Source organism: Streptomyces sp. NPDC098789 (genome assembly GCF_044759975.1).
GTDB lineage: Bacteria > Actinomycetota > Actinomycetes > Streptomycetales > Streptomycetaceae > Streptomyces.
Genome location: NZ_JBIWAJ010000001.1, coordinates 167,962 through 193,287, shown reverse-complemented (window position 1 = coordinate 193,287; position 25,326 = coordinate 167,962). Strand labels below are relative to the sequence as shown.

General features: G+C 67.3%; 28 protein-coding genes and 1 pseudogene. 26 read left to right on the top strand and 3 right to left on the bottom strand.

The features are described 5' to 3' along the window. Window positions 1-1,164: 1,164 nt before the first annotated feature. Complete coding sequence (locus ACIQWR_RS01035) at window positions 1,165-1,971, bottom strand: hypothetical protein (protein ID WP_404003955.1); 807 nt, start codon at window positions 1,969-1,971, stop codon at window positions 1,165-1,167. An 11-nt stretch (window positions 1,972-1,982) separates the two neighbouring features. Further along, window positions 1,983-2,912: a helix-turn-helix domain-containing protein gene (locus ACIQWR_RS01030; RefSeq protein ID WP_404003953.1), complete on the bottom strand. Its 930-nt coding sequence runs from the start codon at window positions 2,910-2,912 to the stop codon at window positions 1,983-1,985. A gap of 757 nt (window positions 2,913-3,669) precedes the next feature. Here ACIQWR_RS01030 and ACIQWR_RS01025 point away from each other — a divergent pair. The 26 genes and pseudogenes from ACIQWR_RS01025 to ACIQWR_RS00900 all read left to right on the top strand — a co-directional run bounded on the left by ACIQWR_RS01025 (window position 3,670) and on the right by ACIQWR_RS00900 (window position 24,480). Next, on the top strand, window positions 3,670-4,098 hold the full coding sequence (locus ACIQWR_RS01025; protein WP_404005009.1) for a hypothetical protein: 429 nt from the start codon (window positions 3,670-3,672) through the stop codon (window positions 4,096-4,098). A gap of 18 nt (window positions 4,099-4,116) precedes the next feature. Continuing rightward, the gene (locus ACIQWR_RS01020; RefSeq protein ID WP_404003951.1) at window positions 4,117-4,809 is read left to right on the top strand and encodes a hypothetical protein; all 693 of its coding nucleotides are present in this window, start codon (window positions 4,117-4,119) and stop codon (window positions 4,807-4,809) included. Continuing rightward, window positions 4,724-5,773: a terminase gene (locus ACIQWR_RS01015; protein ID WP_404003949.1), complete on the top strand. Its 1,050-nt coding sequence runs from the start codon at window positions 4,724-4,726 to the stop codon at window positions 5,771-5,773. Before ACIQWR_RS01020 ends, ACIQWR_RS01015 begins: the two co-directional genes overlap by 86 nt. A gap of 35 nt (window positions 5,774-5,808) precedes the next feature. After that, complete coding sequence (locus ACIQWR_RS01010; protein WP_404003947.1) at window positions 5,809-7,236, top strand: phage portal protein; 1,428 nt, start codon at window positions 5,809-5,811, stop codon at window positions 7,234-7,236. Window positions 7,237-7,286: 50 nt separating this feature from the next. Beyond that, the gene (locus tag ACIQWR_RS01005) at window positions 7,287-8,351 is read left to right on the top strand and encodes a hypothetical protein (RefSeq protein WP_404005007.1); all 1,065 of its coding nucleotides are present in this window, start codon (window positions 7,287-7,289) and stop codon (window positions 8,349-8,351) included. A gap of 190 nt (window positions 8,352-8,541) precedes the next feature. Continuing rightward, window positions 8,542-8,796, top strand: coding sequence for a hypothetical protein (locus ACIQWR_RS01000; protein ID WP_404003945.1), 255 nt, complete (start codon window positions 8,542-8,544; stop codon window positions 8,794-8,796). A gap of 137 nt (window positions 8,797-8,933) precedes the next feature. Next, window positions 8,934-9,935: a hypothetical protein gene (locus ACIQWR_RS00995; RefSeq protein WP_404003943.1), complete on the top strand. Its 1,002-nt coding sequence runs from the start codon at window positions 8,934-8,936 to the stop codon at window positions 9,933-9,935. A 72-nt stretch (window positions 9,936-10,007) separates the two neighbouring features. After that, window positions 10,008-10,466, top strand: coding sequence for a hypothetical protein (locus tag ACIQWR_RS00990; RefSeq protein ID WP_404003941.1), 459 nt, complete (start codon window positions 10,008-10,010; stop codon window positions 10,464-10,466). Next, on the top strand, window positions 10,463-10,798 hold the full coding sequence (locus ACIQWR_RS00985; protein WP_404003939.1) for a phage head-tail adapter protein: 336 nt from the start codon (window positions 10,463-10,465) through the stop codon (window positions 10,796-10,798). Before ACIQWR_RS00990 ends, ACIQWR_RS00985 begins: the two co-directional genes overlap by 4 nt. Continuing rightward, window positions 10,798-11,181, top strand: coding sequence for a hypothetical protein (locus ACIQWR_RS00980; protein WP_404003937.1), 384 nt, complete (start codon window positions 10,798-10,800; stop codon window positions 11,179-11,181). The genes ACIQWR_RS00985 and ACIQWR_RS00980 overlap by 1 nt, the downstream gene beginning before the upstream one ends. Then, entirely contained in the window at window positions 11,182-11,679 is a 498-nt protein-coding gene (locus ACIQWR_RS00975; protein ID WP_404003936.1) for a hypothetical protein, read from the top strand. Between the two features lie 140 nt (window positions 11,680-11,819). Continuing rightward, window positions 11,820-12,560: a hypothetical protein gene (locus ACIQWR_RS00970; protein ID WP_404003935.1), complete on the top strand. Its 741-nt coding sequence runs from the start codon at window positions 11,820-11,822 to the stop codon at window positions 12,558-12,560. Between the two features lie 110 nt (window positions 12,561-12,670). Further along, window positions 12,671-12,994 (top strand): phage tail assembly protein, encoded by a 324-nt coding sequence (locus ACIQWR_RS00965; protein ID WP_404003932.1) that lies wholly within the window; start codon window positions 12,671-12,673, stop codon window positions 12,992-12,994. Window positions 12,995-13,074: 80 nt separating this feature from the next. Then, window positions 13,075-13,374, top strand: coding sequence for a hypothetical protein (locus ACIQWR_RS00960; RefSeq protein WP_404003930.1), 300 nt, complete (start codon window positions 13,075-13,077; stop codon window positions 13,372-13,374). Between the two features lie 3 nt (window positions 13,375-13,377). Continuing rightward, window positions 13,378-16,848, top strand: coding sequence for a hypothetical protein (locus ACIQWR_RS00955; protein ID WP_404003928.1), 3,471 nt, complete (start codon window positions 13,378-13,380; stop codon window positions 16,846-16,848). Beyond that, on the top strand, window positions 16,849-17,694 hold the full coding sequence (locus tag ACIQWR_RS00950) for a phage distal tail protein (RefSeq protein ID WP_404003926.1): 846 nt from the start codon (window positions 16,849-16,851) through the stop codon (window positions 17,692-17,694). Window position 17,695: 1 nt separating this feature from the next. Beyond that, the gene (locus ACIQWR_RS00945; RefSeq protein WP_404005005.1) at window positions 17,696-18,904 is read left to right on the top strand and encodes a siphovirus ReqiPepy6 Gp37-like family protein; all 1,209 of its coding nucleotides are present in this window, start codon (window positions 17,696-17,698) and stop codon (window positions 18,902-18,904) included. Between the two features lie 36 nt (window positions 18,905-18,940). Then, window positions 18,941-19,207: a hypothetical protein gene (locus ACIQWR_RS00940; RefSeq protein ID WP_404003923.1), complete on the top strand. Its 267-nt coding sequence runs from the start codon at window positions 18,941-18,943 to the stop codon at window positions 19,205-19,207. Beyond that, window positions 19,207-20,607, top strand: coding sequence for a hypothetical protein (locus ACIQWR_RS00935; RefSeq protein ID WP_404003921.1), 1,401 nt, complete (start codon window positions 19,207-19,209; stop codon window positions 20,605-20,607). Before ACIQWR_RS00940 ends, ACIQWR_RS00935 begins: the two co-directional genes overlap by 1 nt. Before the next feature lie 11 nt (window positions 20,608-20,618). Continuing rightward, a complete protein-coding gene (locus tag ACIQWR_RS00930) occupies window positions 20,619-20,849 on the top strand; it encodes a hypothetical protein (protein WP_404003919.1) in 231 nt (76 codons plus the stop codon). A gap of 14 nt (window positions 20,850-20,863) precedes the next feature. Beyond that, the gene (locus ACIQWR_RS00925; RefSeq protein ID WP_404003917.1) at window positions 20,864-22,111 is read left to right on the top strand and encodes a tail fiber domain-containing protein; all 1,248 of its coding nucleotides are present in this window, start codon (window positions 20,864-20,866) and stop codon (window positions 22,109-22,111) included. Continuing rightward, window positions 22,108-22,443: a hypothetical protein gene (locus tag ACIQWR_RS00920; protein ID WP_404003915.1), complete on the top strand. Its 336-nt coding sequence runs from the start codon at window positions 22,108-22,110 to the stop codon at window positions 22,441-22,443. The genes ACIQWR_RS00925 and ACIQWR_RS00920 overlap by 4 nt, the downstream gene beginning before the upstream one ends. Continuing rightward, window positions 22,440-22,964: pseudogene (locus ACIQWR_RS00915) on the top strand (N-acetylmuramoyl-L-alanine amidase); the annotation flags it as partial. The gene ACIQWR_RS00920 and the pseudogene ACIQWR_RS00915, both read left to right, overlap by 4 nt. Before the next feature lie 42 nt (window positions 22,965-23,006). Beyond that, the gene (locus tag ACIQWR_RS00910; RefSeq protein ID WP_404003913.1) at window positions 23,007-23,297 is read left to right on the top strand and encodes a peptidoglycan-binding protein; all 291 of its coding nucleotides are present in this window, start codon (window positions 23,007-23,009) and stop codon (window positions 23,295-23,297) included. Beyond that, a complete protein-coding gene (locus ACIQWR_RS00905) occupies window positions 23,297-23,515 on the top strand; it encodes a hypothetical protein (protein WP_404003910.1) in 219 nt (72 codons plus the stop codon). The genes ACIQWR_RS00910 and ACIQWR_RS00905 overlap by 1 nt, the downstream gene beginning before the upstream one ends. A gap of 473 nt (window positions 23,516-23,988) precedes the next feature. After that, entirely contained in the window at window positions 23,989-24,480 is a 492-nt protein-coding gene (locus ACIQWR_RS00900) for a hypothetical protein (protein WP_404003908.1), read from the top strand. Between the two features lie 57 nt (window positions 24,481-24,537). Here the strand turns inward: ACIQWR_RS00900 and ACIQWR_RS00895 are convergent, their stop codons facing one another. After that, window positions 24,538-25,320 carry an IclR family transcriptional regulator gene (locus ACIQWR_RS00895; RefSeq protein ID WP_404003906.1) on the bottom strand — a complete coding sequence of 261 codons (783 nt, stop codon included), beginning with the start codon at window positions 25,318-25,320 and terminating at the stop codon, window positions 24,538-24,540. Window positions 25,321-25,326: the final 6 nt, after the last annotated feature.

The following is a 25,326-nucleotide window of genomic DNA, read 5'->3' as shown; positions in this document are numbered from 1 at the left end:
GGCGCCTCGTTCACCGTCCACCGTTCTGCCGTCCACGTTCCGCGCGCCTCACTTTCGAAGCGCGCAGCCCGCTTGCCTCGCTTTCGAGGTTCGCGGTCCGATTCCGGCCGTCCAATGGACGGTGAGCCCTGACGCACCTAGTCACATTCCTGCCGACCGAATCCTTCGACCTCCTGAACACTGCACCGCAGGGCATCCCACGGGGCAGCACACGGAGTTGAGCCGAGAAGACCGGCGCCCGATTGCTATCGACTGGATAGGTCGATACGGGCAGCGTTCCTTTCACCTGGGTGGCTGTACCCGAAGGGGTTCTCGATGCCGTCCGATCGCGCTTCCATCAAGCGGCAGGATGCCCTACCTACGGTCACGCTTTCATCCGGGCCGGGGTCGCCCTTCCTTCACCCCCGACGCCTGCCTCTCGGCGGTATCGGGACGGTGGTCCTGCTGTCCGCACAGCGGCATGTAAGCCAGCAGGCGGGGAGTGTGTGAGCCGTTCCGGCGAGCCGGTCTGGCGTTGGCTCCAACCCTAGTGGGCCTCGGCCTAGTTTCGCAACTCTTACATTCGCTCGGTTGCGATCCGCCCTTCCGTTCCCTCGGCGGCGCCGCTCATGCGGCCCGTTCTCGATGTCCCGGTCTGGCGTTGGGTCCCAACCTAGTAGATCGGGGCCCTAATTCGCAACTCTTGCATTCGCTTCGAGTGCCTGCCCCACCTCGTTGACCTGCCTTGCGACTGGCGTTCCGTGGTGGCGACATGGAGAACATTACGACCCCGGCGACACTCTTGCAAATCCCTACTCGAAACCGCAGGTCAGAGCATGTTTCCGCGCCCCTCGGGTCCCGCCCGAATGGCCCTGTGAGGCCCGATCGGGGCCCGTTCCTGCACTCCCCCGGGCCCTGCTTGCCATGCCCTCAGCCGGGCGTCTGTCTGCCTTGGGGGGTGCGGGGGGTGAGTGCCTGCACGACGCGCGGAGGGTAGCGCACGGCGTGCGTCGTAGGGCGGCCGGGGCCCGGCGGGGGGGTGGGGGGTGACCCCCGGTATGCGCGCACGCGGACCGCCATGTCTTAGCAGCTCGAATTCCGCCACGGTTCCAAAGTCGCCCAGACGCACACGGCCCGCCTGCCACCTGGGCAGACGGGCCACGAACCGTGCGGAAGAATGCCGTTTTACGCCGCCTGGGCCTCGCCGAGATACCGGTATCCCGAGCGTTCGGAGCAGCCGAGCCTCTCCGCCAATGTGGGCCCGGTGACCTTCTCGCCGCTGGCTTTCATCGCGGCGATCGTGTTCTTCACGACGGCGAGCGGAACTGCCTTCCTCGGCGCCCGCTGCCGGTCGGGCTTCGGCTCCGCGGCTGCCTCTGCCAACTCCTCTGCAATCTCGTCGACCATCTCGGCGGCCTCGGCAGTCAACTCGCCAACGGCTTCTGCCAGCTCCTCGTACTCATTGGCAATGCCGTAGCCCTTCGACACGAGCTGGCGGCCTGCCAGGTCGAGGGCCTCTGCCAATTCGGCCGCCAGGTAGGCAGCGGTCTGTTCGGCCTCTCGCGCACGGTCACGTGCTGTCAGCTCCTCGGCCGGCATCGCCGCCATGTGGAGCATGTGTGCCACGACGAGCGGAGGCACCGAAGAGACGACTGCCACCAGCAGGGCGGAGGTCGCCATGTACTCGCGGTCGATCAGGTGGGCCACGACCTGAGCTGACAGTGCCAGCGCCAGCGCGACCCCGGCGCCGATGGTGGCAGTGATGCGGCCGGGCGCCTTGGCGAGGTGGCGCTGGGTGGCGATGACGGCTGCGCACGCGGCGTACGCGGAGACGCACACCGGCATGAGCCAGGTGACCCAGCCGTGCCAGCCCGCGATCTCCGCCATGCGGATCTCGCCGGGCACGGACATGACGAGAGCTGCCACCAGGACGAGCGGCCTGCCAGCGACGAAGACCGTCTTGGCGTACCAGGGCATCTGCATGTTGGTCATCGTTTCGTCCCTCACGCGGCCATGGCGGCGCGGCAGCGCTCGCGGCCCTGTCGGGCGGTGGTCAGCTCGTCAAGGGTCGGCTCGGCCTCGGCGGAAATGGTTCCCGCCAGGAGTTCGGCGGCCCGGTCGAGCTCTGTCTTGCAGGTGGCGCACACGTCGCCGTGGCGGCCCAGGGGGAAGGGCGCCCGGCAGACCTCGCAGAGGTCGCGGGTATCGGGAAGCGGCCTCGGCTTCGGTGCCGGCCGGTCGGGCATCTGGTTCTTGAGGCGGTAGGACACCAGGGCGGCGGCGGAGTCGATGTGTTCGGGAAGGCGGGTGATAAGCGTGGCGGTGATCTTCGCAGCGTTGTGGCCCTCGGCGAGCCAGGCGACGGCGAGCGGGGCCAGGCGGAGAACCTCCGTGGTGCTCAGCTTGAGCCGGGGCTCGATCCCTCCGAGGTGGGCAAGCGCAGCGGCGGCCTGGCCCGCCTCGGCGGCCGGGTTCGGGTTGTTGGCCGTGTCGGAGACTTCTTCCTCCTCCTCGGCCTGGTGCTCATCGGTCTGCTGCGGCGCCGAGTCGGGGAGGAGGTTCTTTCCCCGGTTCTTTATCCCCTTGGGGGAATCGCCGACGATCCGAGTGCCCGGCTCACCGGCCGCCGGGATGCGGTCGATCGGAAGATCGGAGACGTGGGACTGGGTGCCCCAGAGTCCTGTCTCGGGGTCTTGGCCGCGCTCGCGCCGCAGGTAGCCAGCGGTCTCCAGGGCGGTGAACGCCTTCGAGACGGCCCGCCGGCCTTCCTCTACCTGATCGGTGATGGTGTCGATGGTGGCCCGCGTCCCGTCCGGCAGGGACAGGAGCGTGACGAGCAGGCCCCGAGCGGTGAGGGACAAGCCGCGGTGGCGTGCGGCGGCGTTCGGTACAACCACGAAGGCGCTGACGTGCCGGTTACGATGCACTCGCATCTAGAGGTCTCTTCTCTAGGTGAAGACCCCGGCCGGTGTTACAGCACTGACCGGGGTCGTTTGCGTTCTGTGCTCTGCACCGTATGACAGAGTGTGACCTCAATGCAAGACTTGATCTATCGGCGGGGATGTCTCGCAGTGCAAGAGTGTGTTGGCGGTCACGTCCTGGTCGGTTCCAGAACAGGCGGCTGCCTCCGTATATATGAGTAGAGGGGCAAGCCTCCTGGGGCTTCCCTCCGAGGGCGCCTCCGGCGCCCACCCCTCGAAGCCTGCTTCGCCGCTGCCCCCTGCCGGGGGCTACCTGCCGCAGCTCCTGTTCGCCGCTGCGTCGGACCTGACGTAGGAGGCTCATGTCCTGGACTACGTCTGATCGACGACTTCGCCTGCCGCCGAACTGGCCGCAGATCCGAATCCGCATCCTGGCCAGGGACGGTCATCGCTGCACAGCCAGAGATCACTACGGCGTGCGCTGCACCGAACCAGCCAGCGACGTAGACCACGTCCGGCCCGGTGATGACCATCGCGAGGCCAACCTCAGATCGCTCTGCGGGTGGCATCACCGGGCCAAGTCCTCTCGCGAAGGAGCCGCCGCCAAGGCGGCCAACCGCAGGCGCCATGACCGCAAATTCCGCAGGACCGAAGCCCACCCGGGCCTGCTATGACCGCGCAGAGCTCCAGGCCATGAGCCCGTTGAGCCGCGCTGGCCCCCGAGGAACCCTCCCCTCGGGGGCCCACGACTTTTCTGGAGGTGAGCAAGATGCCCGGCCCCGTACCCAACCGCGAGGCAGACCTTGCCCGCCCCCGTGAGCGCAAGGGCAGCGACGTCCAGCCGGTAACCCGAGGGCTGGCCCGACCTGCCAGGCCGCCGAACGCGGATCGCGATTGGCACCCGATCGCACGACGCCTGTGGGACTCCTTGAAGCAGTCAGGGCAGGCCGACTTCTACCAGGCGAGCGACTGGGCCTTGGCCTACTCCCTGTGCGAGGACCTGTCGTACTACAAGAACGCCGGCAAGCGCAGCGGCCAAATGCTCCAGACCATCTACTCAGCATTCGAGCGGCTACTCGTCGCCGAGGGTGATCGGCGCCGCGTACGAATCGAGCTGCACGAGCCAGAGCCCGAGGTGCAATCCGCGGCGGTGCTCGCCATCGCCGACTACCGGCAGGATCTCGGGCTCGCCGAGTAGCCCCGGGGGTGAGCCGCCATGACGAATGCTTCCCCGAAGCTGACCGAGGAGGAGATCGACGCCCTCGAACCGAGCTTCCTTGGCCCGACCTGGCTACGTGAGCCGGACGGCTCCTGGAAGCTCCCCGAGCACACGCTCGGGTGGCAGATTGCTGGATGGGCGGCCGAGTTCCTCAAGGCCGAGGACGGCGGTCCGTGGCGGTTCACCCGCGAGCAACTGCGCTGGGTGCTCTGGTGGTACGCCGTCGACGAGAACGGCCGCTTCATCTACCGCAAGGGCGTGCTGCAACGTCTCAAGGGATGGGGCAAGGACCCTCTCCTTGCGGTGGTCAGCCTCGTCGAGTTTGTCGGCCCGAGCCGCTTCGCGCACTGGGCCCCGGATGGACAGCCGGTCGGCGCACCCCACCCGCAGGCGTGGGTTCAGATCGCGGCCGTCTCGCGCGACCAAACGCGCAACACCATGACCCTGATGCCGAGCCTCATGAGCGACAAGCTCATCGAGACGTACGGCATCAAGGCCGGCGCGGAGCTGATCCGCGCGAACGGCGGCCGACAGCGACTTGAGGCGGTGACAAGTAGTTACCGCGCCCTGGAGGGGGCGCGGTCCTTAGCGGTCCACGTTTTGTGTGCTCAACGAGACGCACCACTGGGTCACCGGCAACAACGGCGACCGCATGTACGAAACGATCGACGGCAACACCACCAAGCGTGACAGTCGGTATCTCGCGATCACGAACGCCTACCTCCCTGGGGAGGACAGCGTCGCCGAGAAGATGCGAGAGGCCTACGAGAAGATCCTCGAAGGCCGTGCGGCGGACATCGGCTTCATGTACGACAGCATCGAGGCTCACGCTGCGACGCCCCTGACGCCCGAGGCGATACGGATCGTGCTGCCGAAGATCCGCGGTGACGCGGCCTGGCTGCGGGTCGAGACCATCCTTCAATCGATTCTCGACACGACGATCGCGGCCAGCCGCTCGCGCCGGATGTGGCTCAACCAGATCGTCGCCAGCGAAGACGCCCTCTTCGGGCCGGCCGAGTGGGACGTCCTACGCGACGACTCGAAGGTACTCCAGCCTGGCGACGAGATAGTGATCGGGTTCGATGGCGGCCTCCGCGACGACTCAACTTGCCTCGTGGCACTGCGCGTCAGCGACATGTACGCATGCGTTCTCGGTCTCTGGGAAAAGCCCGACGGGCCTCGCGGCGACGACTGGACCGTCCCACGCGCCCAGGTGGACAGCGCCGTTCACGACGCCTTCCGCGCCTTCGACGTGAAGGGCTTCTACGCCGACGTGGCTCTCTGGGAGAGCTACATCAGCGAGTGGTCCGACACCTACGGCGAGGGGCTGGCCGTGAAGGCTCCGGGCAAGGACTCAGTCGGCTGGGACATGCGGGCATCACTGAAGGCGTCGACCATGGCGCACGAGCGCCTCATGCGCTCCATCTTCGACCGCAAGCTCGTTCATGACGGTGACCGGAAGCTTCGCCGACACGCGCTCAACGCGCGGCGCCGGACCAACAATTACGGGATCTCATTCGGCAAAGAAGGCCGAGAGTCCCCCAAGAAGGTCGACGCCTACGCCGCGCTCATGCTCGCGCACGAGGCCATGGTCGACCTGCGCGCCCGAGGCAAGAAGATCCGCAAGAGGACCGGCCGAGGCTTCTTCCTCTAGCCGATTCGCAAGAGTGTAACTATGGTGGTGATCGCGTGGCCTTCTCGGCCTCCCCGCTTGCGCTCGCGCGCCAGCTCCTCGCCATCCTCAACCGCGACGGCGACCGCCTGCGGCGGATCGACGACTACCTTCACGGCCGCCACGCCGACCCCTACATGCCGGCCATGGCGGATGACGAATACCGGCTGCTCGCGAAGCGGTCCATCTCCAACTGGCTGCCCCTCCTGGTCGGAACTCCCGCTCAAGCCCTGTACGTCGATGGCTTTCGGCCCGGGATGGTCGCAGGCGGCCTCCCCGCCCAGGCCGAGACCACTTCGGACGAGTGGGCGCACTGGCAGCGCTCGCGGCTCGACGCCCGGCAGGCAGCCGTCTACCGGGGCGCGTTGACGTACGGGCACAGCTTCACCGTGACAGAGCGGGATTCCGCGGGCCGGGTCCGGACGAAGGGGCTCTCCGCCCTGAAGACGGCCGCCCTGTTCGAGGACCCGGCGAACGACGACACTCCCCACGCGGCCCTGACGGTGACCGCCTGGCCGTCCCCCGACGCCCCCGGCCGGGCTCGGATGTGGGACGCGCGCGAAGAGTTCGCGGTCAGCTTCAAGAGCCTGGACGACGCCAAGGGCGTCACCGTGTCACGCGTCAGCCGACACGGTGCTGGTGAGTGCCCCGTCACCCGCTTCGCAGCCCTCGTCGACCTTGAGGGCCGGACGCTCGGCGTCATCGAGCCGATGATTTGCCTCCAGGATCGAATCAATCAAACGATCTTCGATCTTCTCGTCGCTCAGACGTACGCCAGCGTAAAGGTCCGCACGGCCACCGGGATGGCGCCTCCCATTCAGCGTGATCCGGAGACCGGAGATCCCGTCCTCGACGGGCAGGGAAACCCGATCCCGCTTCCGATCAATCACAATGCGAGGCGCTTCCTTTTTGCAGAGGACCCTGACGTCAGATTTGGCAGCCTAGACGAAACCCCGCTCGGGGGATTCATCGACAGCGTGGATATGTCCATCAGGCACCTCGCCGCCGTCAGCCAGACACCGCCTCATCACCTGCTGGGCCAAATAGCCAACTTGAGCGCCGAGGCACTCCTGGCTGCGGAAACTTCCCTGAGTAGGAAGATCGCCGAATTCCGTACCGCATTCGGTGAAAGCTGGGAGCGCGTCTTTCGGCTCGCAGCCGAACTCGCCGGTCACGGCGGCGCTGAGGATTATCAGGGCGAGGTCATCTGGCGCGACATGGAGTCACGCTCCCTGGCGCAAGCAGCGGATGCTCTCGGCAAACTGCGCGAGCAGCTCGGCATTCCCGCAAAGGGGCTCTGGAGGCGTGTGCCTGGTGTCACGCAGACAGAGTTCGAAGACTGGGAGGAGCTGGCCGAAGACGAGGATTCAGTCGGCCAGCTCGCGTCGGCCCTGACCCGGGCGACTTCGGATTCGCGGAGCGAAACCTACGCAGAGGCCGCCTGATGCCGCGATCAACGCAGGCAGAGGCCGAAAAGGTCTCTCTCGCCTACAGCGTGGCCTTGTCTCAGATCGGCGCCGCCACCACGGCTGACGCCCTGGCCCTGTGGGCCGAGGTGCCGGCCGCGCAGCGGGCCGCGACGGTCGGTGGCTGGTTACGTCGGGCGATCACGCTCGTGATGGGTCGCAGGCGACAGGCCCGCGATCTGGCCCGCGCGTACTACCGCCTGGCCCGCGCTCTTCAGACGGGCACGACCGTGGCCGACCCCTACCACCCCGAGCCGGCACACGTCACGCTTGGCGATCTCCGCCGTGAGTTCGCGGGCCTGGCCGACACCTACGAGCCCCCCAACGCAGGGGCGGACGAGACCGCGACCGGCGAGCCCGGGGAAGTCCCGCCTGCCCCTGACGCGGGCGAGCCGCCTGCCGACGAAGACGACGAGTGGGAGCGGGTCCTCGTCGAGGAGCTCGACCGGCTACGCGAAGACGAAGAACAGGTCGAGCGGGAGGCGGAGAAGGAACTTCAGACAGTCTTGGAGGCCCTGGGCACGGAGAACCTCCGGCGCCGCACTTCCGCCGTTGATGACCAGCAGCCAGCACGGGTAGCAGACCGGCAGCGTGAAGAGGCCCACCGTCAGGCGGGTGCTCAGCAGGCTGCCGCGGCTTCTCGGATCGCAATGAACGGTGGCCGCTCGACGGCCTGGAATCACATGCGCCGTGATGGCCGCGCACTTGGCTACGTCCGGCTCTCCCGCACGGGCACACCCTGCGGCTGGTGCGCGATGCTCATCAGCCGGGGCGTGGCGTACAAGAACGCGCTGACGGCCCAGTTCAAGGACGGTGATCTCTTTCATGATCACTGTCACTGCTACGCCGAGCCGATCTTCAGCCGCCAGCAGTACGGATCTGCCGCCCTCTTCGCCCTGAACCGTGAGTACGAGGCCCTATGGCCCAAGGTCACCAAGGGGCTGACCGGTAAATCCGCGGTGAGCGCCTGGCGGCGCTTCATCCGCCAGAAGCAGCGAGCCGCAGCCCTGGAGGCTCGGCGAACACCCTCGACAGCCCAGGAGGCTTCCCCTGTCCGAGCAGACCCCAGACCTTACCGACGAGCAGTCGACTGAAGGCGCCCAGCCCGATGGTGCCGCCCAAGGTGCTGCCGGCATCCCAGAAGACGACCTTCCCGACTGGGCCCGTCGCGAGCTGACCAAGGTCCGGGGCGAGGCCGCGTCCTACCGTACCCGGCTCAGGGATGCCGAGACCAAGCTCGGCAGCGCCAAGACCACCGAGGAGTTCGAAGCGGCCCTCGCCGAAGTGACGGCGAAGAACGCCGAGCTGGAGCACTCTCTCACCGTGGGACAGGTCGCCCGCAAGTACGACCTGCCCGAGGAGCTGACCAGCCGCCTGCGGGGTACCACCGTGGAGGAGCTGGAGGCGGATGCCAAGGCCCTTCAGGTACTCCTCGCCCCGAAGCAGCCCGAGCAGCTCGGCGGCGGCCTGACGCCGTCCGATGAAGACGACGGAGAGATGGACCCCCGCGCTCTCGCGCGTCGCTCCCGCCGCATCTGACGCATTGCAGAAACGATCCGCTTAACCCCCGATGCCATCTGGCCGGGGGTTTCCTTATGCCCCCGGAGTTGCCCAACTTGCCCACCGCTCAGCACCAGGTTGTAAAGCCTCAGAAGCTCGTGAACACGGCGGTCGGAATGCTTGAGCAGGAGCTCATCATTCCCAACCTCTTCCAGAAGACCGGCATCGACCAGTTCAAGGGTGCCGACAACGACACCGTCACGGTCAAGGTCGAAGGCGTTCTGCCCTTCCACGACTACGCTTTCCGCAACGACCGCAGCCAGCCTATCCAGTTCGACGAGTACAGCGAACGCAAGATCGCCGTCACTTTCGGCGGAAACTCGTACTCGGCTGTCAAGCTCACCGACGAGCAGAATGATTTTGACATCGACCAGTGGTCGAAGCTGCTCCGCCCCCAGGTGCGAGCCGTCGGGCGAGGACTTCAGCGGCGCGCCGTAAAGACCCTGACGAACCAGAACTACAACGTCACCATCGGCAATGCCGGCCAGAACCTGCGTGGCGCCCTGATCGAGGCCCGCCGGGTACTCAACAAGCTCCACTCGCCGAAGGAGGGCCGCTACCTCCTGGTCGGCAGCGACTTCGAGTCGGCCCTCCTGACGGACGAGAAGCTCAACCTCGCGCAGAACGTCGGCGACTCCGAGGCCGAGTCCGCCCTCCGGACCGCGTCTCTCGGCGAGCGCTTCGGATTCCGCATCATCGTTGACCAGACGATCCCGACCGACACGGCCTTCGCCTTCGCCAGCTCCGCGTTCATCTTCCTCTCCGGCGCCCCTTCCGTTCCGCAGAGCGTCCCCTACGGTGCGACCACTTCCTTCGAGGGCATCGCCCTCCGGTGGATTCGCGACTACGACTCGCTGTACCTTCAGGACCGCTCGGTCGTGAACACGTACAACGGCTTTCGCTCCGTGACGGACGTCCTCGTCGGCTGGGACGACATCGCCGAGAAGGAGATCATCAGCTCGCAGGAGCACTTCGTTCGCGGCATCAAGCTCACCCTCGACGGGAAGAGCGACTACCCGCCCGCAGCTTCCGAGCTTGCGAAGATCACGGGCATCACCGATGCCCGGGTCTGGACTCCGACCGGCATCAAGCCCGAGAGCGACCCGGCCAACGCCTAATCCCACGCCCGGCAGGGGCTGAGCACTCCATGTGCCGGCCCCTGCTCGGCCTGCCTGAAAGGAGGTCGACGCGTGGCATACGCGACGCTCGACGAACTCAAGGGCCGCCTGGATTGGGAGCTGGACGAGGACGAGCTCCGCATCGGAGCCTCCGCACTGGAGGACGCCTCGGACCTTGCGGCCGAATACGGTCGCGACTGGGCGACGGCCACCGCCCCCCGTCTCGTGAAGACGCTCGTCCTCAAGGCCGCAGCCCGCTACGTGCGCAACCCTCACGGATACACACAGAGCCGTGCGGGAGACGAGACACTCGCGTGGGGGGACGCCGCCGGGCGCGACGCAGGCTCGGTCTATTTCACTCGCGAGGAGACCCGGCTCCTGGCCGAACTCGCCGGCCGCAGGCCCGGCCTGACCAGTGCACCGATCGTCGCCTGGGGGACAACGCCCCGGCCCGGTGGAGCGGGCACCGTGCCAGTCGACTACGGCGGCGACCGCTTCCCCCTCTATCGCGATGCGGTGAGTCCCTGGTGAGCGTGCAGCGCAGACGCGGCCAGCAAGCCCGGGTCTGGAGGACCGTTGAGATCACCGACTCTCGCGGAAACACGGTGACCATGGCCGACCCGAAGGGGCCGGTGAAGGTCCGAGCCGCCTTCATTCCCCAACGATCCGCGCGTGCCGAGGTGCCAGGTCAGCAACAGATCAACGTGACCCGGATGGTCGTCGACGCTCATCTCGAAGGCGTCAACCTCTGGTCCCGCGTTGAGTACGCGGGCAAGGAGTGGGACATCGTCTCGCCCCCGGCCTACCACCACGGCGACCGTCGCACCCGGCACTGGTCGATCGACATTCGGGAACGCCCCTGATGGCGGAGATTTATTCCAGCGTCAACGGCCGGAAGATCGGAAAACTCATCGCCGTCCACGATGGCGTACAGGCCGAACTCGACCGCAGAGTGTTCGAAATTGCGGTGAGGGCCGAGGAAATTCTCGTACAGCACCGCGCTGACGGCAACGCCGAAATCGACATCGAGATGGCCGACAACAACCGCTACGTCATCCTTTCCGACGAGCGAGGCCAGAAGGCCGCCCTCTCCATTGAGTACGGCCGCGAGGAGTCGATCATCGTCCGCAAGGACAAGCATGGGAGGAAGTACCTGGACGTGCTCCCCGCCATGGACGGTCTCTACATTCTTGCGACTGCCTCGAATCTTCCCAAGAAGAGGAAGGGGAAGGTGAAACTCGACTAAGTGGCCGGCATACCCAATCACATTAAAGCCCTAGCTGAACTCTCACCCGTCGAGGATCTCCTCCTGGCCGTACTACGCCAGGGCTTGCCGGGTATCCGTGTTCAGTCATTGGTCAACCGCAACCAGCGATTTCCCCTCGTACTCGTTCGACGCGACGCCACATTCGGCGCCTGGAGCGGGGACACCCGCTTCACGGACTCCGCCCGCATCGTCATCAATGCCTTCACGGAAGACCCCGATGGAGATGAAGACGCCGCAATCCTCTCCGAAGCGGTTCGGGTGGTCCTCCGAAACGCCTGGCTGAACAACGTGGTCATCCCCGGACGCGGGCATCTCACCCGGGTCGAGCTGAACTCGGCCGGCCGCCGGGCTTCCGACTGGGCGACGGCCACCGGCCCCGTGCAATACGCAGATCTACCCACGGGCGTATGGCGATACGAGTCGATCTTCGACATCCAGATTCGCAAACCGCGGACGCGCCCTTACCCCTCCCCGTAAATCCACAGCACACCGAAAGGCCCGGCCCCTATTGGGGTTCGGGTCTTTTTTTATGTCTCCAGAAGGCATAGAGAAAGGCCCACCCTCCTTGTCCGGAGGTTGCGGGCCTTCTTTGTGCCCGAAGAAGGAACTGCTTCTTTTTGGCGCTCAACGATGATGCCACCCTTGTCGTCGGATCTGGCAACTACCTGACTGCTCCGGTTGGTACTCCCGCCCCCGACAACCTTTTGGTCCCAACTTCTCCGTGGCAGAACGTCGGCCACACCAGCCTTGAAGACGTCTTCGGAATCACCTCCGAGGGCGGCGAGGCAACCACTATCGGAACGCTCCAGAACAAGAGCCTACGAACGAAGTATTCGGCCCGTACCGAAACGATGACCTTCACATTGCAGCAGTTCGACACTCCTGCACTACGGCTCTACTTCGGCGCCAATGCCCCACTTCTGCCTGACGGTTCCGTGGGTGTGCCGGCCGACCCGAAGCCGACTCAGTCAGCGTTCCTTGCCATCTTCATCGATGGCGAGAACCATTTCTCCTTCTTCGCTCCGAAGGCCGAGATCTACCGCGCCGACGATATGGCGATTGCCGACACCGAGAGCCTTGCCGGACTTCCCCTCGGCGTGAAGCCGATGGTCCACGGCAGCAACGTGTGGACGTACGCCGTCACCCCGCTCGGCGGGACCATCGCGACCGGCGCGAGCGCGGGCGTCCCCGGCACCTACACCCCTGCGAGGGCCGTCGCCCCGGGCAACCTGGCCGCGCTCAGCGGCGTGATCGCCACGCCCACCACGAAGTGGACGACCGGCCAGCACATCGTGCTCGGCGACTCCGCGAAGGCGTTCTGGAACGGCTCCGCCTGGGCGAACGGCGCCGCCACCTGACGGGCCCCTCCCCTCTCCCGGCGCGAGCGAACGCGGACCCGCTCGCGCCGGCCCCACTCAACGCCTGGTCCGCCTCCCCCTTCTCTCCCAATCCGGAGGTCCGCACCCCCATGGCTTCTTACACCCTCGACGCGATCCGCGATGCCGCCGAGGCCCGCTACGGCTCGACCGATATCGAGCTCGGCGACGACACGATCCGCCTACTCAACCCGCTGCGGCTCTCCAAGGCCGCGCGCAGTGACCTGACCCAGCTCCAGGACCGCATGAGCGGCGAGGACGCCGACCAGGAGGAGCTGCTCTCCGAGGCAATCCGCCTGGTCGCCGAGCACCCCAAGGCGGCAACGAAGCTGCTGAACGCCATCAACGGTGACCTGGCCGTCCTCGCCGAGATCTTCGACGCCTACGGTCGGGGCACGCAGGCGGGGGAAGCCTAGGCCTCGCGGGGCTGATCGACGACTACGGGGAGGGCCTGTACGCGGACCTGCATTTTCACTACGGCGTTGACCTCGCCGAGGTGATCGCAGGCCGCGGGCCCTCCCCCGTTCTCGTCCTCGCCCTGGTGCAGAGGCTCCCCGACACCTCATTGACCGTCGCCCTCGCGTCCGGCGACAGGCAGCACTTCGGCTGGGGCCAGGACCGCCACCTGGCCGCCGACCTCTTCGACGCGATCAACGCGAACACCAAGGCCACGGGCCAGTGGGGCAAGGGCAAGGCCCCGAAGATCCCACCCTTCCCGCGCCCCTCGGCAAAGAAGGCCGGCACTCGGCCTGCCGCCACGGTTGCCTCGCTCTACCAGCAGTTCTCCCGGAGGTAGCCCTTGTCAGCGGGCCAGATCATCGGCCGCGTCGCCGTCAAGGTGTCCCCCGACACCCGCGACTTCAAGCGGGAAGCAGAGCGCCAGCTCGACCGCATCGAGCAGCAGCTCGACAACCTCAAGGTGTCGACGAAGATCGACATGTCCGGCGCCTCGCGCGAGTTCGTCGAAGAACTCCGCAAGATCAACCGGCGGAACAAGCAGATGGACGCGCGGAAGATCCGCTTCTTCACGACCATCAGCACCGACGGCATGGCGACCGCCGTCCGCAACGCCGCTCGCGAGCTCCAGCAGCGCGCCAACACCCAGCAGGTCAAGTTCACGGTCTCCGATCTGAAGGCCACCGGCAAGATCGAGCTGGAGCTTGACCAGCAGTCGGCCGACAAGGCGAAGCGGAAGCTCAAGGACTGGGCCGACGACGTGTCGCCGCTCAAGGTCAAGGTCGAGCTGGACATCGCCAACGGGACCGGCGCGGCAATGTCCGCACGCCTTCAGGTACTGACCCGTCCGCGTACGGTCCCGATCCTTCCGGAGCTCGACAACGGCGCCGTGGCCCGCGTCGCCACCGCCCTGGCCGCGCTCAGCGGCGCCCGCGTCCTGAACTCCGTCTTCGAGCGGCTCGGCCGGACGCTGAAGAACCTCGACAAGTCCGTCCCGGTCATCGGGTCTCTGGCCCTGGCGATTGCCGGCCTGGCCGGGTGGGGCCTCTCCGCGGCTTCCAACCTGGCAGCCCTGAGCGCCTCTCTCGCACAGATCGGGGCAACGTCCCTTCTGCTGCCGGGACTTCTCGGCGGGATGATCGTCGGCCTCGGCGTCACCATCGCGGCCTTCAAGGATTTCAACAAGGTCGTCCCCGAGGTCAAGGCCGCGCTGAGCGGCCTCCAGGACACGATCTCGGCGAACTTCTGGAAGAAGGCAGCCGAGCCGATCCGGGCGGTCGTCGACGACCTCCTTCCCCGCTTCCGCGACGGGGTCGCCAAGACCGCCACGGAACTCGGGGGCTTCTTCGGATCGTTCGCGACCAACCTGGGCACCGCGCTCACCCCGGCGCTGGGCCAGATGTTCACGGACCTCTCGGGGTCCATCGCGGTCGCCACCGCAGGCACCGACACCTTCGCGTCGATCATCGCGACGCTGGGCACGGTCGGCACCAGCTACCTCCCGAGCCTCGCTGCCTGGTTCGTCCAGATCAGCGAGCAGTTCGACTCCTTCCTCCAGCGGAAGGGCGAGGCCGGACTCAAAGCGGAGATCGACCAGGGCATCCAGGCCCTCCAAGATCTCGGCTCCGTCCTCTACAACACGGGCGGCATCCTCGCGGGTGTAGCCCGTGCGGCTGAGGCTGCGGGCGGTTCCTCACTGGGGATGCTGGCCGGCACTCTGGAGCGCATCCACGCCACGGTGGACTCCCCTGGGTTCCAGGAGGGCCTGACCGGCGTCTTCGTCGCCGCGCACGAGGCAATGAACCGGATCGCCACGATCTCCGGTCCGGCGGTCAAGCAGTTCTTCATCGAGCTCGGCCAGCTTGCAGAAACGATTCTGCCGCAGGTCGGCACGATCATCGGGAGCGCCCTCGCGGCGGTCGCCTCGGCGCTCGCGCAGCCCGCCGTCACCGACGGCGTCAAGGCGATGTTCGACGGCCTCCAGGCCGCCGTTCAGAGCCTGGCCCCGGCCATGGCGCCCATCGGCGCCGCGCTGGGCACCCTGATGACGGTCGTCGGCGCGTTCGCGTCGATGCTCGGCCCGCTCGTCTCGGCCGCGCTCGTCCCCCTCGCGCAGGCGTTCACCGCGCTGGCCCCGGCGGTCATCCCGATCATCGCCCTGCTAGGCGGCGCCCTGACCGGCGTCCTCCAGCAGCTCACGCCAATCCTCGCCCAGCTCGTTCCCGTCGTAGGGGCCGCGCTCGGCGTCGCCTTCGGCGCACTGGCGACGATCCTGCCGCCGGTCGCCGCGCTGTTCACGACGATCATGACGGCGGTCGCCCCGCTGGTGGCGTCGCTGATCGAGGGCCTGGCCCCGATCCTGCCCCTGCTGGCGAGCGCCTTCTCCGCGATCGTCACGGCCGTCACCCCGGTCGTCGCACTGCTTTTCCAGCTCGTTTCCGCGGTCATCACACCGCTGATTCCGCTGGTCGAGTACATCGTCAGCGCGTGCCTGCCACCGCTGGTCGACGCTTTCCAACGCGTTTCCGAGGCCGTTCAGCCCTTCCTCCAGGCACTGATCCAGGTCGTCAACTTCCTCATGCCGGTGCTCGTACCGGCGCTGAAGTTCGTCGCCGACTTCATCATCGGCTCGCTGGCGATGGCGCTCGACGGCATCGTGCTCGTGATCACCGGCGTCCTCGACGTAATCATGGGCGTCTGGGAGGTCTTCGCCGGCATCTTCACCGGCGACTGGGACCGGGCCTGGCAGGGCGTCAAGCAGATCTTCGGCGGCATCTGGGACGTGATCGTCGGCCTCTTCGAGATCGTCATCAACATCGGCATCTTCGGCGTCCTGAAGAAGGGCATGGCGCTCATCAAGGGCGTCTGGGAGTTCGGCTGGTCCGGAATCGGCTCCTTCTTCACCGGGATCTGGAGCGCGATCCGCGGCGGCCTCGGCGTCGCCTGGACCGCCATCCGCAGCTACATCGACGACGGTCTGCGCAGCCTGCGCGGCACCTGGTCCTCCGGGTGGTCCGCGATCAAGCAGTTCTTCATCGACTGCTGGAACGCGATCAAGGAGAAGGCCGTCGCGGGAGCCCGCGCCCTATGGGAGGCGATCAAGGACGGCGTCGAGCAGTCGATCCGCTTCGTGCGCGAGCTGCCCGGCAAGGCCCGCGAGGCGCTGTCCGACCTCGGCTCCACCCTGGTCAACGCGGGCAAGGAGCTGATCAAGGGCCTCATCCGGGGCATCACCTCGATGTTCGGCGGTGTTCAGGAGTCCCTCGGTAGCCTGACGAACAAGCTGAAGGACTGGAAGGGCCCCCCGAAGAAGGACCGGGTCCTTCTGACCCCCGCAGGCAAGCTGATCATCCGCGGATTCATCCGTGGCCTGGAATCGGAGTACGGCTCCGTCCGCCGCTCCCTCTCCGGCCTGACCGCCAGCATCCCCGACGCGGGATCGCTCCTCGGCGACCGGGCTAACCGGGACCGCGACGGCCTGCGCTCGCTGGCCTCCCAGTGGGACACGGGCGCCAAGCAGCTCGGCTCCGCACGCGAGCACCTCGACGAGGTTCTCGGCCAGGCCCTCCCGGCCGGCGCCTTCACCAGCGACGGCGCCGCGAAGGCGGTGCGCGCGCTCACCGCGCGCCCCAGCGTCTCGGACTATTCCGGTGCGGCGCGCACGCTCGACATCGCAGTCTCCGGCGGACTCAGCAACGCCCCAATCGGAGGCACGACGAAGGTTCTCAACTACTACGCGGCCAGCGGGACTTCGCTCAGCTCCGAAGAGGAACTCTTCGCGGCGACGCACCGCGCACGAATGGTGGGGTGGTAAATGACCACCCTCCTCCTCGAAAGCGAGCGAGACGTCCTCGACCTGAACGGAGTGGCAGACGAAGGCGTGGGCTACCAGGCAACCAAGGGAGCCACCGGCTTCGGCCTGCCCTCCGTTGCCGCACAGTGGCTGGAGGGCGCCGGAGACGGTGCCCGCTTCCGGGGCCGCCGGGTTTTGCCCCGCGACCTCGACATACCTCTCGACATCGTCGGGCAGACCCGGACGCACCTGGCCTCCCTGATTTCCAGACTCGCCCGCGTCGTCTCCGAGGACTGCACCCTGGTCCTTGTCGACGAACAGGGGGTCCGCTGGTCCACCCCGGTCGTCTGGACTGGCGGCGGCGAACTCGAACTCGACGATGCCACCGACGTGCAGACCGTCATCTCCTTCCGGGCCCCCGACCCCTACTTCACCGCGTCCACCATCTCGACACAGCGAGTCGTGGGCGACCCGGGCACCACACCTTTCCTGTCCGCCGTGTCGTCCATGCCGCTGGCCGCCTCGCAGGCCATCGGATCGATCCAGCTCGACAACGGCGGCGACGTGCCGGCCTACCCCGTCTGGGAAATCTATGGCCCCGGCCGGGACCTCACGGTCACCTCCCCGACCGGCGAGACCCTGCGCTGGACCGGGACCCTGACCGCAGCGGAGAAACTGATCGTGGACACCCGGGCCGGAACGGTCAAGGACGGAAAGGGCGCCAACCAGTACACCCTCCTCGACACCGCGCCCCGGTTCTGGACTGTCCCACCCGGCGTCTCCACGGCGACCGTCCGCCTCCTCGACACCACCGCGGCTTCGCGGATCGTCTGCTCGTGGCGGCCTCGCCGATGGATGGTGATCTGACCTGAAGCTCACCGACCTCACCGTAGAAGTCCGGGCCAAGAACCTGGTCCGCCAGGGCCTCATCCGCCCCGAGGATCTCGCCCTGGAACTGGAGGACGCCTTCAACAACGTCGGCACGTGGAAACTCGTGCTGGCCTCGGAGCATCCCCTCGCCGATACCCTGCGCACCCCGGGCTCCGGGCTCATCATCACCGGCCCCGGGGATGTGCTGATGTCTGGTCCGGTCGTCTCCTCGGAGTACGCGGCCACCCCGGAGGACCGGCGCGGAAGCATCGCCTTCGAGGGCGTCTCCGACTCGGTGATCCTCTCCGACATGCTCGCCTGGCCCGAGCCCTCAAATCCCGACGTGGCCACTCAGCGCGTCGGCCACGACGAGCGCACCGGCCCGGCCGAATCCCTCATGCACGCCTACGTCGGCGCCAACTGCGGCCCGGCCGCCCCTTCGTCGCGGCGCCGGGCGGGTCTGCTCCTGGGCCCGAACCAGGCCCGTGGTCCGGTCATTGCGAAGGCCGCCCGCTTCCCCACCCTGGGCGAGTTGCTGACCGGGATCGCGGCCGTGGCCGGGCTCGGGTTCCGTATCGTGCAGCGCGGGGCGCAGCTCGTCTTCGAGACGTACGCGATCACCGACCGGACACGCGAGGTCCGCCTCGACGTGCTGGCCGGCACCCTCGCCGGACAGCGGGTCTCCGTCTCCACCCCCGGCACAACCCGCGTCATCGTCGCGGGCCAAGGCGAGCAGGAAGCCCGCACGTTCGTCCCCGTCGACAACGCCGCCTCCCTCGGAGCGGAATCGGACTGGGGGCGGCGCATCGAGAAGTTCGTCGACCAGCGCAACACCAACGACGTGGCCGAGCTGACCCAGGCCGGCAACGAGCTCTTGGCCGACTCCGGGTTCACCGCGACCGCCGTGCAGGCCGTCCCGGTCGAGGACAGCTCCATGGAGTTCGGCCTCGACTGGGGTCTCGGCGACCGCGTGAGCGTCGTCGCGGGCGGCCAAGAGCTGACCGCCCCGGTCACCGGAATGGTCCTGAAAGCGGGCGACGGAGGCTTCAGAGCCGGAGCCCTCCTCGGCGACCTCACCGCGTTCGATCCGCAGGCCGCCTCCGCACAGCGAGCCCAGACCACCGACCGCCGCGTCTCCGCCCTGGAACGCACAGCGGAAGCGGGTGGGGCCGCCGACCCCGTCATGAGCCTCATGGGAGTTTTCTAGTTGGCGACCACGCCCAAAGCGTTCTACCGGGCGGCCTTGCCGACCGCAGTCACCGCCGTCTACACCGTCCCGGCTTCCGGCATCGCCGTGGTGACCAACCTGGTCGCCACCAACCCGGCCGCGACAGCCGCCAGCGTCACCGTCCGACTCGGCGGCATCCCGCTCCTCTCCAGCGTCGGCATCGCACCTGGCGGCCTCCTGGCCCTCGACGTGCGCCAGGTACTCGGCGCGGGCGACAAGATCGAAGTACAGGGCAACGCCGCGCAGGCCCTGCTGCACATCAGCGGCGTGGAGGTGACCTGATGGGACTCACCGTCTGGCCCGCCCCCGAGGACAAGGGCGTCGTCGGCCCGACCGGCGCGACCGGCCCGCAGGGCAGCAAGGGCGACAGCGGAGCCGCCGGAAGCAAGACGTACAACGGGACGACCGTGCCCGCGTCCAGCCTAGGAGCGGACGGCGACACCTACCTCCAGAGCGACACTCGCACCTTCCTTGGCGTCACCACCACGAACGTCACCTACTGGGCCAAGGCCGCGGGGGCCTGGGCCAAGTCGGCCGGCGACGTGCGCGGAGCCGCCTGGTACATCAACACCACCTCCACGCCCAGCACCGAAACCCGGCCCGGTGACATGCTGCTTCGCACCGACACGGGCGACCTGTGGCAGCGCGGCGACTCCGGCTGGGGCAGCTCCATCGGCAACCTGAAGGGACCCAAGGGCGACCCTGGCGGCGTCACTTCCGTCAACGGGAAGACCGGGACGGCGCTGTCCCTTTCCGCGGCCGACATCGGCGCGGTCCCGGCCACAGGCCCGGCCGTCATCACCCTGCCTACCGGATCATCCGAGATGCCGCTCACCGTCAAGGCGGCCGACAAGACCACCACGCTGATGGAGATCCGGGCCACCGGCAGCGTCCGGTTCGCCACCGGCAACGTCTACGCGGACAAGAACATCCGTATCGGCGACGCCTTCGCCGACACAGGCGGCGGCACCGGAGTCTTGGCGCTGCGGGACGCGGCGACCGTCCCGACCACCGCCACCACCACCTCGGCGGGCGTCATCGTCTACTCCGAGGGCGGCGTCCTCAAGATCCGCCAGGGCGACGGCTCGATCATCACCCCCGGCGCGGCCCCCGCCGTCTCGGCGACAGGCTGGAGCCCCGAAGACCACGGACTCCTCACCTGGAGCTTCGACCCGGCGCTCGCCAACTCCACCGGCCTGTATCCGGGCTCCGGCCCAATCCGCGTCACCGCCGTACCCCTTCGCCAGTCCACACAGGTGAGCCGCATCGTCTGGCACGCCACCGGATACGCGGGCGGCCTCACCTCCGGCTCCTGGGCGGCAATCTTCAACGGCGCGGGAGACCGAGTCGCCACGACCGGCGACCTGTCGGCCGCTCCGTACGAACCGGCCGAGGTCCACACCGGAGGCGGTGCCGCCATCAGTTCCCCGCTGGCCTCCGCCACGACCCTGACGGCCGGCACGTACTACGTGGCCTGGCGTATGCAGTACAACGCCACGACCGGCGATGGCCCCATGCTCCTGGCCAGCGAATCGTCAGCAGGCGCCCCTCCGAACTTCTTCGGCCTCAACGGGCTGCGGCGCTTCGGTTACTACGCCTCCGGCGCGGCCACCGCGCCCACCTCGATCAACGTCAGCTCCATGCTCAACGGGGCCAACCGATTCTGGGTGGGCCTCAGCTGAAAGGCCTCTGAATGAAAGCCATCTCCGCAGTCGTCCCGTTCCACCCCACGGGTGAGGTCCAGAAGATCTACGGAACGGTCCAGGTCACCATCGGCGAGCCGAACACCCCGTACCCGGACCTCACCGCCGACGAGCGCGAGAGCATCCTGCGCGCCGCCGTGACAGCGATCCGCGGTGCCCTTCCCGTCGATCTGGAATCCACGTTCCCCACCCTGCGCGCCGCCGAGGACCGCACCCCCTGAAAGGAGGTCGCCTCTTGGCGATCACGTCCTACCCCTTCGACGGCCAGGCCGTCACCGAGAGCCAGTTCAGCCAGCTCTTCCGTGAGTTCGCAGACTCCGGCATCGCGGCTTCCGCCCAGGCCAACGCCTTCAACACCAGCGCGGACGGCGCCACCATGTCCGTCAAGGTCCAACCCGGCTTCGCCGTGGTGCGCGGACACGCAGTGTTGTCCACAGCGGTGGAAGCCCTGACGATCGCGGCGGCCGGTACCTCCGCACGCTTCGACCGCATCATCCTGCGACTCGATCCGGCTGTGAACCAGATCACACTGACCGTTCTGCAGGGTGTAGCGGGAGGAGCCATTCCGACCCCGTCCCAGACCGACACGGGCATCTACGAGCTGCCGCTCGCAACCGTGTCCGTGGCCGCGAACGCAACCTCCATCGCCTCCGCGGCCGTCACCAAGGAGCGGCCCTTCATCGGCCAGTCCGTAGGCGTGTGGGTCAACGCCACACGCCCGGCGGCCCCGCGCCTGGGCAAGCTCGGCTACAACTACGACAACTCGGCCTGGGAGTTCTGGAACGGCACGGCCTGGACCTCCCTGGTCTCCTCCGTCTCCTGGTCGAGCCTCACCGGCAAGCCCGCCACCTTCCCCGCCACAGCGCACTCCCACCCCTGGGCGGAGGTCACTGGTGCCCCCACGTCGATGCCTCCCACCGCCCACAAGCATCCATGGGGGGATATCACCGGCACCCCGGCGTCGTACCCACCTGCCGGCCACGCGCACGACTGGAACGACATCGCAGGCAGGCCGGGTCAGTTCCCGCCCACCGACCACTGGCACGGCCAGTACCTCGACTCCGGCGGCACCATCTCGTGGGCCAACGGCTCCAAGATGCCCCACAACAACTCCGCCAGCGGCTCGGGGACCTGGTACGCGGTGTGGGTGGAAGGCGATGGGACGTTCTGCCGCAACACGTCGAGCATCCGGTTCAAGGAGAACGTACGGCCCCACGAGATCCGTCCCGAAGACGTACTCGCACTGCGGCCCGTGATCTACGACCGTAAGCCGACCGAGGAGCGCCCCGAGCCGCGCACCAACGAGGTGGGCCTGATCGCCGAGGAGGTCGAGCGGACGCTCCCCTGGCTCGTGAACTACTACGAAGGCCAGGTCGACGGCCTGCGATACGACCTCCTCGGCGTCGCCCTGGTGGCTGTCGCCAAGGACCAGGCAGCACGCATCGAGCGCCTGGAGGCCCTCCTCGGGGAGCTGTCCCCGTGAGCCTGGAGCCATCGGTGCAAGTCGCCCTCGTCTCGACCGGCGGAGCCATAACGGTGGCCCTCGTCGGGGTCTTGGTCGAGCTCGTACGCCGCCAGGGCGCCGCGCTGGCCGAGGTGCGCGAGCACACCCAAGAGGCCCGCGACCAGGTCTCCAACGACCACACGACGAACCTCCGCGACGACCTCGACCGAGTCATCCACGGTCTCGATCGAGTCCTCGACAGCCAGGATCACCACGGCGAGGAGCTGGCCAGTCTGCGCCGCGATATCGCACATGAGCGAGCCGAACGGCTGGCGGTCGCGGAGCGGCTGGACGCACACCTCACACCCTGATTTTCCTAACCACCTACTTAATTAGTAGGTGGTTCCCTCGACCCCTGACACCCATCGGTGCAGGGGTTCTTGCATGTCTGGAGAACCACCCCCTGAGCATCAACATCACCCCCCGCTCCGAGTGGGGCGCGAAGCCCTGGAACGGCAACCCCAACTCCGTCGCCCTCAGCCAGCGCACCGAGTTCTTCATCCACTACGACGGCGCCGATCACATCAATCGAACCGGCCCTTCCGTCCCGCAGGCGATTGAGCGCAGCCATCTCGGTCAGGGCTGGGCGGGGATCGGCTACAACTTCGTCGTCGACCAGGCCGGCAACGTCTTTGAGGGGCGCGGCTGGAGCCTCCAGGGCGCCCACTGCCCCGGACACAACGTCACCGGCTTCGGTGTCCAGATCGCTATTGGCGGCGACCAGGAGCCCTCGGCGAAGGCTCTCGCCGCAGCACGCGCGCTCTACGACGAGGCGTGCAGGAAGACCGACCGCACGCTTGCCCAGCGAGGCCACAAGGACGGCTTCGCCACCGAATGCCCCGGCGGTCGGCTCTACGCGTGGGTCCAGGCCGGTATGCCGGCCAACTCCACCGAGGACGAGGGCAACGGCAACGTGGTCGCCCTCGCATCGGCCGTGAAGCCCGGGGCCCGGCACCCGCAGGTCCGTGAGCTTCAGCAGCTACTGCTTCAGGCCGGGTACGGCCCGATCCCGGGCGCGGTGACCGACTTCTACGGTCCGGCGACTCAGACCGCAGTGGCCCGATTCCACAACCGCCACACCGAGCTCAAGTCCACCGGCGTTTCTCGGGACGTCGCTATCGGAGGCCGCGGCTTCGCGGTGCTCCAGAAGGAGGCTGGTCGCTGATGAGCAAGATACTGATGCCGGGCTCCAAGCCCCCGAGCCTGGTAGCCCTGCTGCCTGTCCGCTACCGCACCCGCGCAGGCGCGATCCTGGCCGCGATAGGCGTGGCCGTGAGCGTCGCGGCGATCGTCTACGCGGATAGTCCCGAGGTCGCGGTCATCGTGCAGATCCTGACCGCCCTCGGCGTCGTAGCCCCGTCCGAGTCTGAGGACGTCGAGTAACAACCAACGCCCCCACCAGCACTTGCTGGTGGGGGCCCTTCGCTGTTTCTCTACGCCTTGCCCGCAGCCTTCGCGGCTTCGATCTCTGCGACGGTCGTCACCCTGCGGTTTCGTCGCCGCTGGGGTTCCGAGGTTGCAGCAGCCTTCACTGTCGGCCGGGGCCTGGACACCTCGGCCGTGGTTGTGGTCTCGCTGCGCGGGCCGAGGACGTCCTCGAAGGGCGCGGCGTCGTCGCTGCACCGAACCGTGACACCGGAGCGACCACTCCCCGGCTCCGTAATGGTGTAACTAGCGACCGGCACGCCAAGCCGTCGGCAGACATCGCAAACTTCTACCTCGATCAGCACAACCCTTACGTCTCCTCGTTCGTCTTGACTCGCCCAACTATTACATGCCACTGTAGAGCCGTGCCTGCTGCCGCAACGACGATCATGCACTTGCGAGAGAACCATCAAACCAGAAGGGGTGGACCCATGGGTCGTGTAAGCAAAGTCCAGAACCACGACGAGGCGAAGCGCTGGCTCAAGGAAGGCAAGTCGTATGCCTGGATGGTAGAGACGTACAAAGAGAAGTACAGCGTCGATACCACCCCCACCTATTGGGCGGTCTACCGCAACCGCAACGATCTCCCACTTCGCATTGCCCGCGATAACGACCTGATTCCCTGGCAGGTCGAAGAGAAGCATCGGTGGGCCTACGACTTGGTGATGCTCCGCTTCGAGGCCCGGCGGCGCGCCGTAGCAAACGGCGACCCGAACCTCAAGGCTCTCGCGGAAGCCGATGCCACCCGTCTTGAATCCTGGAAGAAGTCCCTCGACAAGGAATCGGCTGTCGTCTACTACGACCCCACAACCGAAGATGGATTCTTCCTTGTACCCCGGGAAGAAGAAGACGCGGACATTGTCCGGAAGATCAGGCCAGGTGACCCCGCGAAGCCTCGCCGCTCGGACAGCACGGGTAACTGAAAAGACGCGACAGGCCACCCCTAGAGAATCTGAGGGTGGCCTGTTCTGGTTTCCGGACTAGGGCGCCGAGGCGATTCGGCTGAGCATGTCACCGGCGATGAGTGTCGCGGCGACCAGCCCGCTCGTGTCCTCGGGCATCTCTTGCGCCGGAATCCAGAGCAGCAGAGATCCCTGAATGGTCTCGTCCCACAGCACGGGGACGGCGACGGAGTCCCAGCCACTCATGCATTCCTGGCGTCCGATGGCGAAGCCGGAGTCGATGATGTCCTTGAGAGATTCGACGAGGACGTCGTTGTCGCGGATCACGCCGGGGCCGACGCCTTCCGGTACCTGCTCGGCGAGAACCTTCTCCTGAAACGGCGCCGGCATGTGCGCCAGGATCACACGCCCACTGGCGCCCGTGCGGAGCGACCGGGAGTACTTGACCAGCTCGAACGGGTCGATGCCGATGGACTTGGGGTCGAAGTCGCCGATGGCGTAGTCCGTGCAGATGCGCCGGGTTCCGACTACCGCGTAGTAGGCAACCAGGCCGCCCGTAGACCGCTGGAGCTTGTCGAGGACGGCGTGCGTCATCTCTTCGTCAGGGGTCTGGGCGAGCGCCTGCATCGAAAGTCGAAACGCGCCGGGGCCGAGGCGGTAAAGCTGGCGGCCGTTTTCCTTCACCTGGACAAAGTTTCCGTCGGCGAGTCCATCCTGAAGGACGCGGTAAACGGTTGCCCGGTCGAGGCCGGTGGCCTTTGCAATAGCCGCAGGCCCGTGACAGTCCCCGTCGAGTTCAGCGAAAGCCCGCTGAACTAGAAATACCCGCTTACCGTGCGCCGTGCCCTTGACCGTGGTCATTACTTC

Coding starts and splice junctions, on each gene's coding strand:
- ACIQWR_RS01020 (WP_404003951.1), top strand. CDS start 4,117: ATGACGAATGCTTCCCCGAAGCTGACCGAGGAGGAGATCGACGCCCTC.
- ACIQWR_RS00895 (WP_404003906.1), bottom strand. CDS start 25,320: ATGACCACGGTCAAGGGCACGGCGCACGGTAAGCGGGTATTTCTAGTT.
- ACIQWR_RS01030 (WP_404003953.1), bottom strand. CDS start 2,912: ATGCGAGTGCATCGTAACCGGCACGTCAGCGCCTTCGTGGTTGTACCG.
- ACIQWR_RS00980 (WP_404003937.1), top strand. CDS start 10,798: ATGGCGGAGATTTATTCCAGCGTCAACGGCCGGAAGATCGGAAAACTC.
- ACIQWR_RS00905 (WP_404003910.1), top strand. CDS start 23,297: ATGAGCAAGATACTGATGCCGGGCTCCAAGCCCCCGAGCCTGGTAGCC.
- ACIQWR_RS00935 (WP_404003921.1), top strand. CDS start 19,207: ATGGGACTCACCGTCTGGCCCGCCCCCGAGGACAAGGGCGTCGTCGGC.
- ACIQWR_RS00965 (WP_404003932.1), top strand. CDS start 12,671: ATGGCTTCTTACACCCTCGACGCGATCCGCGATGCCGCCGAGGCCCGC.
- ACIQWR_RS01035 (WP_404003955.1), bottom strand. CDS start 1,971: ATGACCAACATGCAGATGCCCTGGTACGCCAAGACGGTCTTCGTCGCT.
- ACIQWR_RS00950 (WP_404003926.1), top strand. CDS start 16,849: ATGACCACCCTCCTCCTCGAAAGCGAGCGAGACGTCCTCGACCTGAAC.
- ACIQWR_RS00995 (WP_404003943.1), top strand. CDS start 8,934: ATGCTTGAGCAGGAGCTCATCATTCCCAACCTCTTCCAGAAGACCGGC.
- ACIQWR_RS00930 (WP_404003919.1), top strand. CDS start 20,619: ATGAAAGCCATCTCCGCAGTCGTCCCGTTCCACCCCACGGGTGAGGTC.
- ACIQWR_RS00910 (WP_404003913.1), top strand. CDS start 23,007: ATGCCGGCCAACTCCACCGAGGACGAGGGCAACGGCAACGTGGTCGCC.
- ACIQWR_RS01025 (WP_404005009.1), top strand. CDS start 3,670: ATGCCCGGCCCCGTACCCAACCGCGAGGCAGACCTTGCCCGCCCCCGT.
- ACIQWR_RS00900 (WP_404003908.1), top strand. CDS start 23,989: ATGGGTCGTGTAAGCAAAGTCCAGAACCACGACGAGGCGAAGCGCTGG.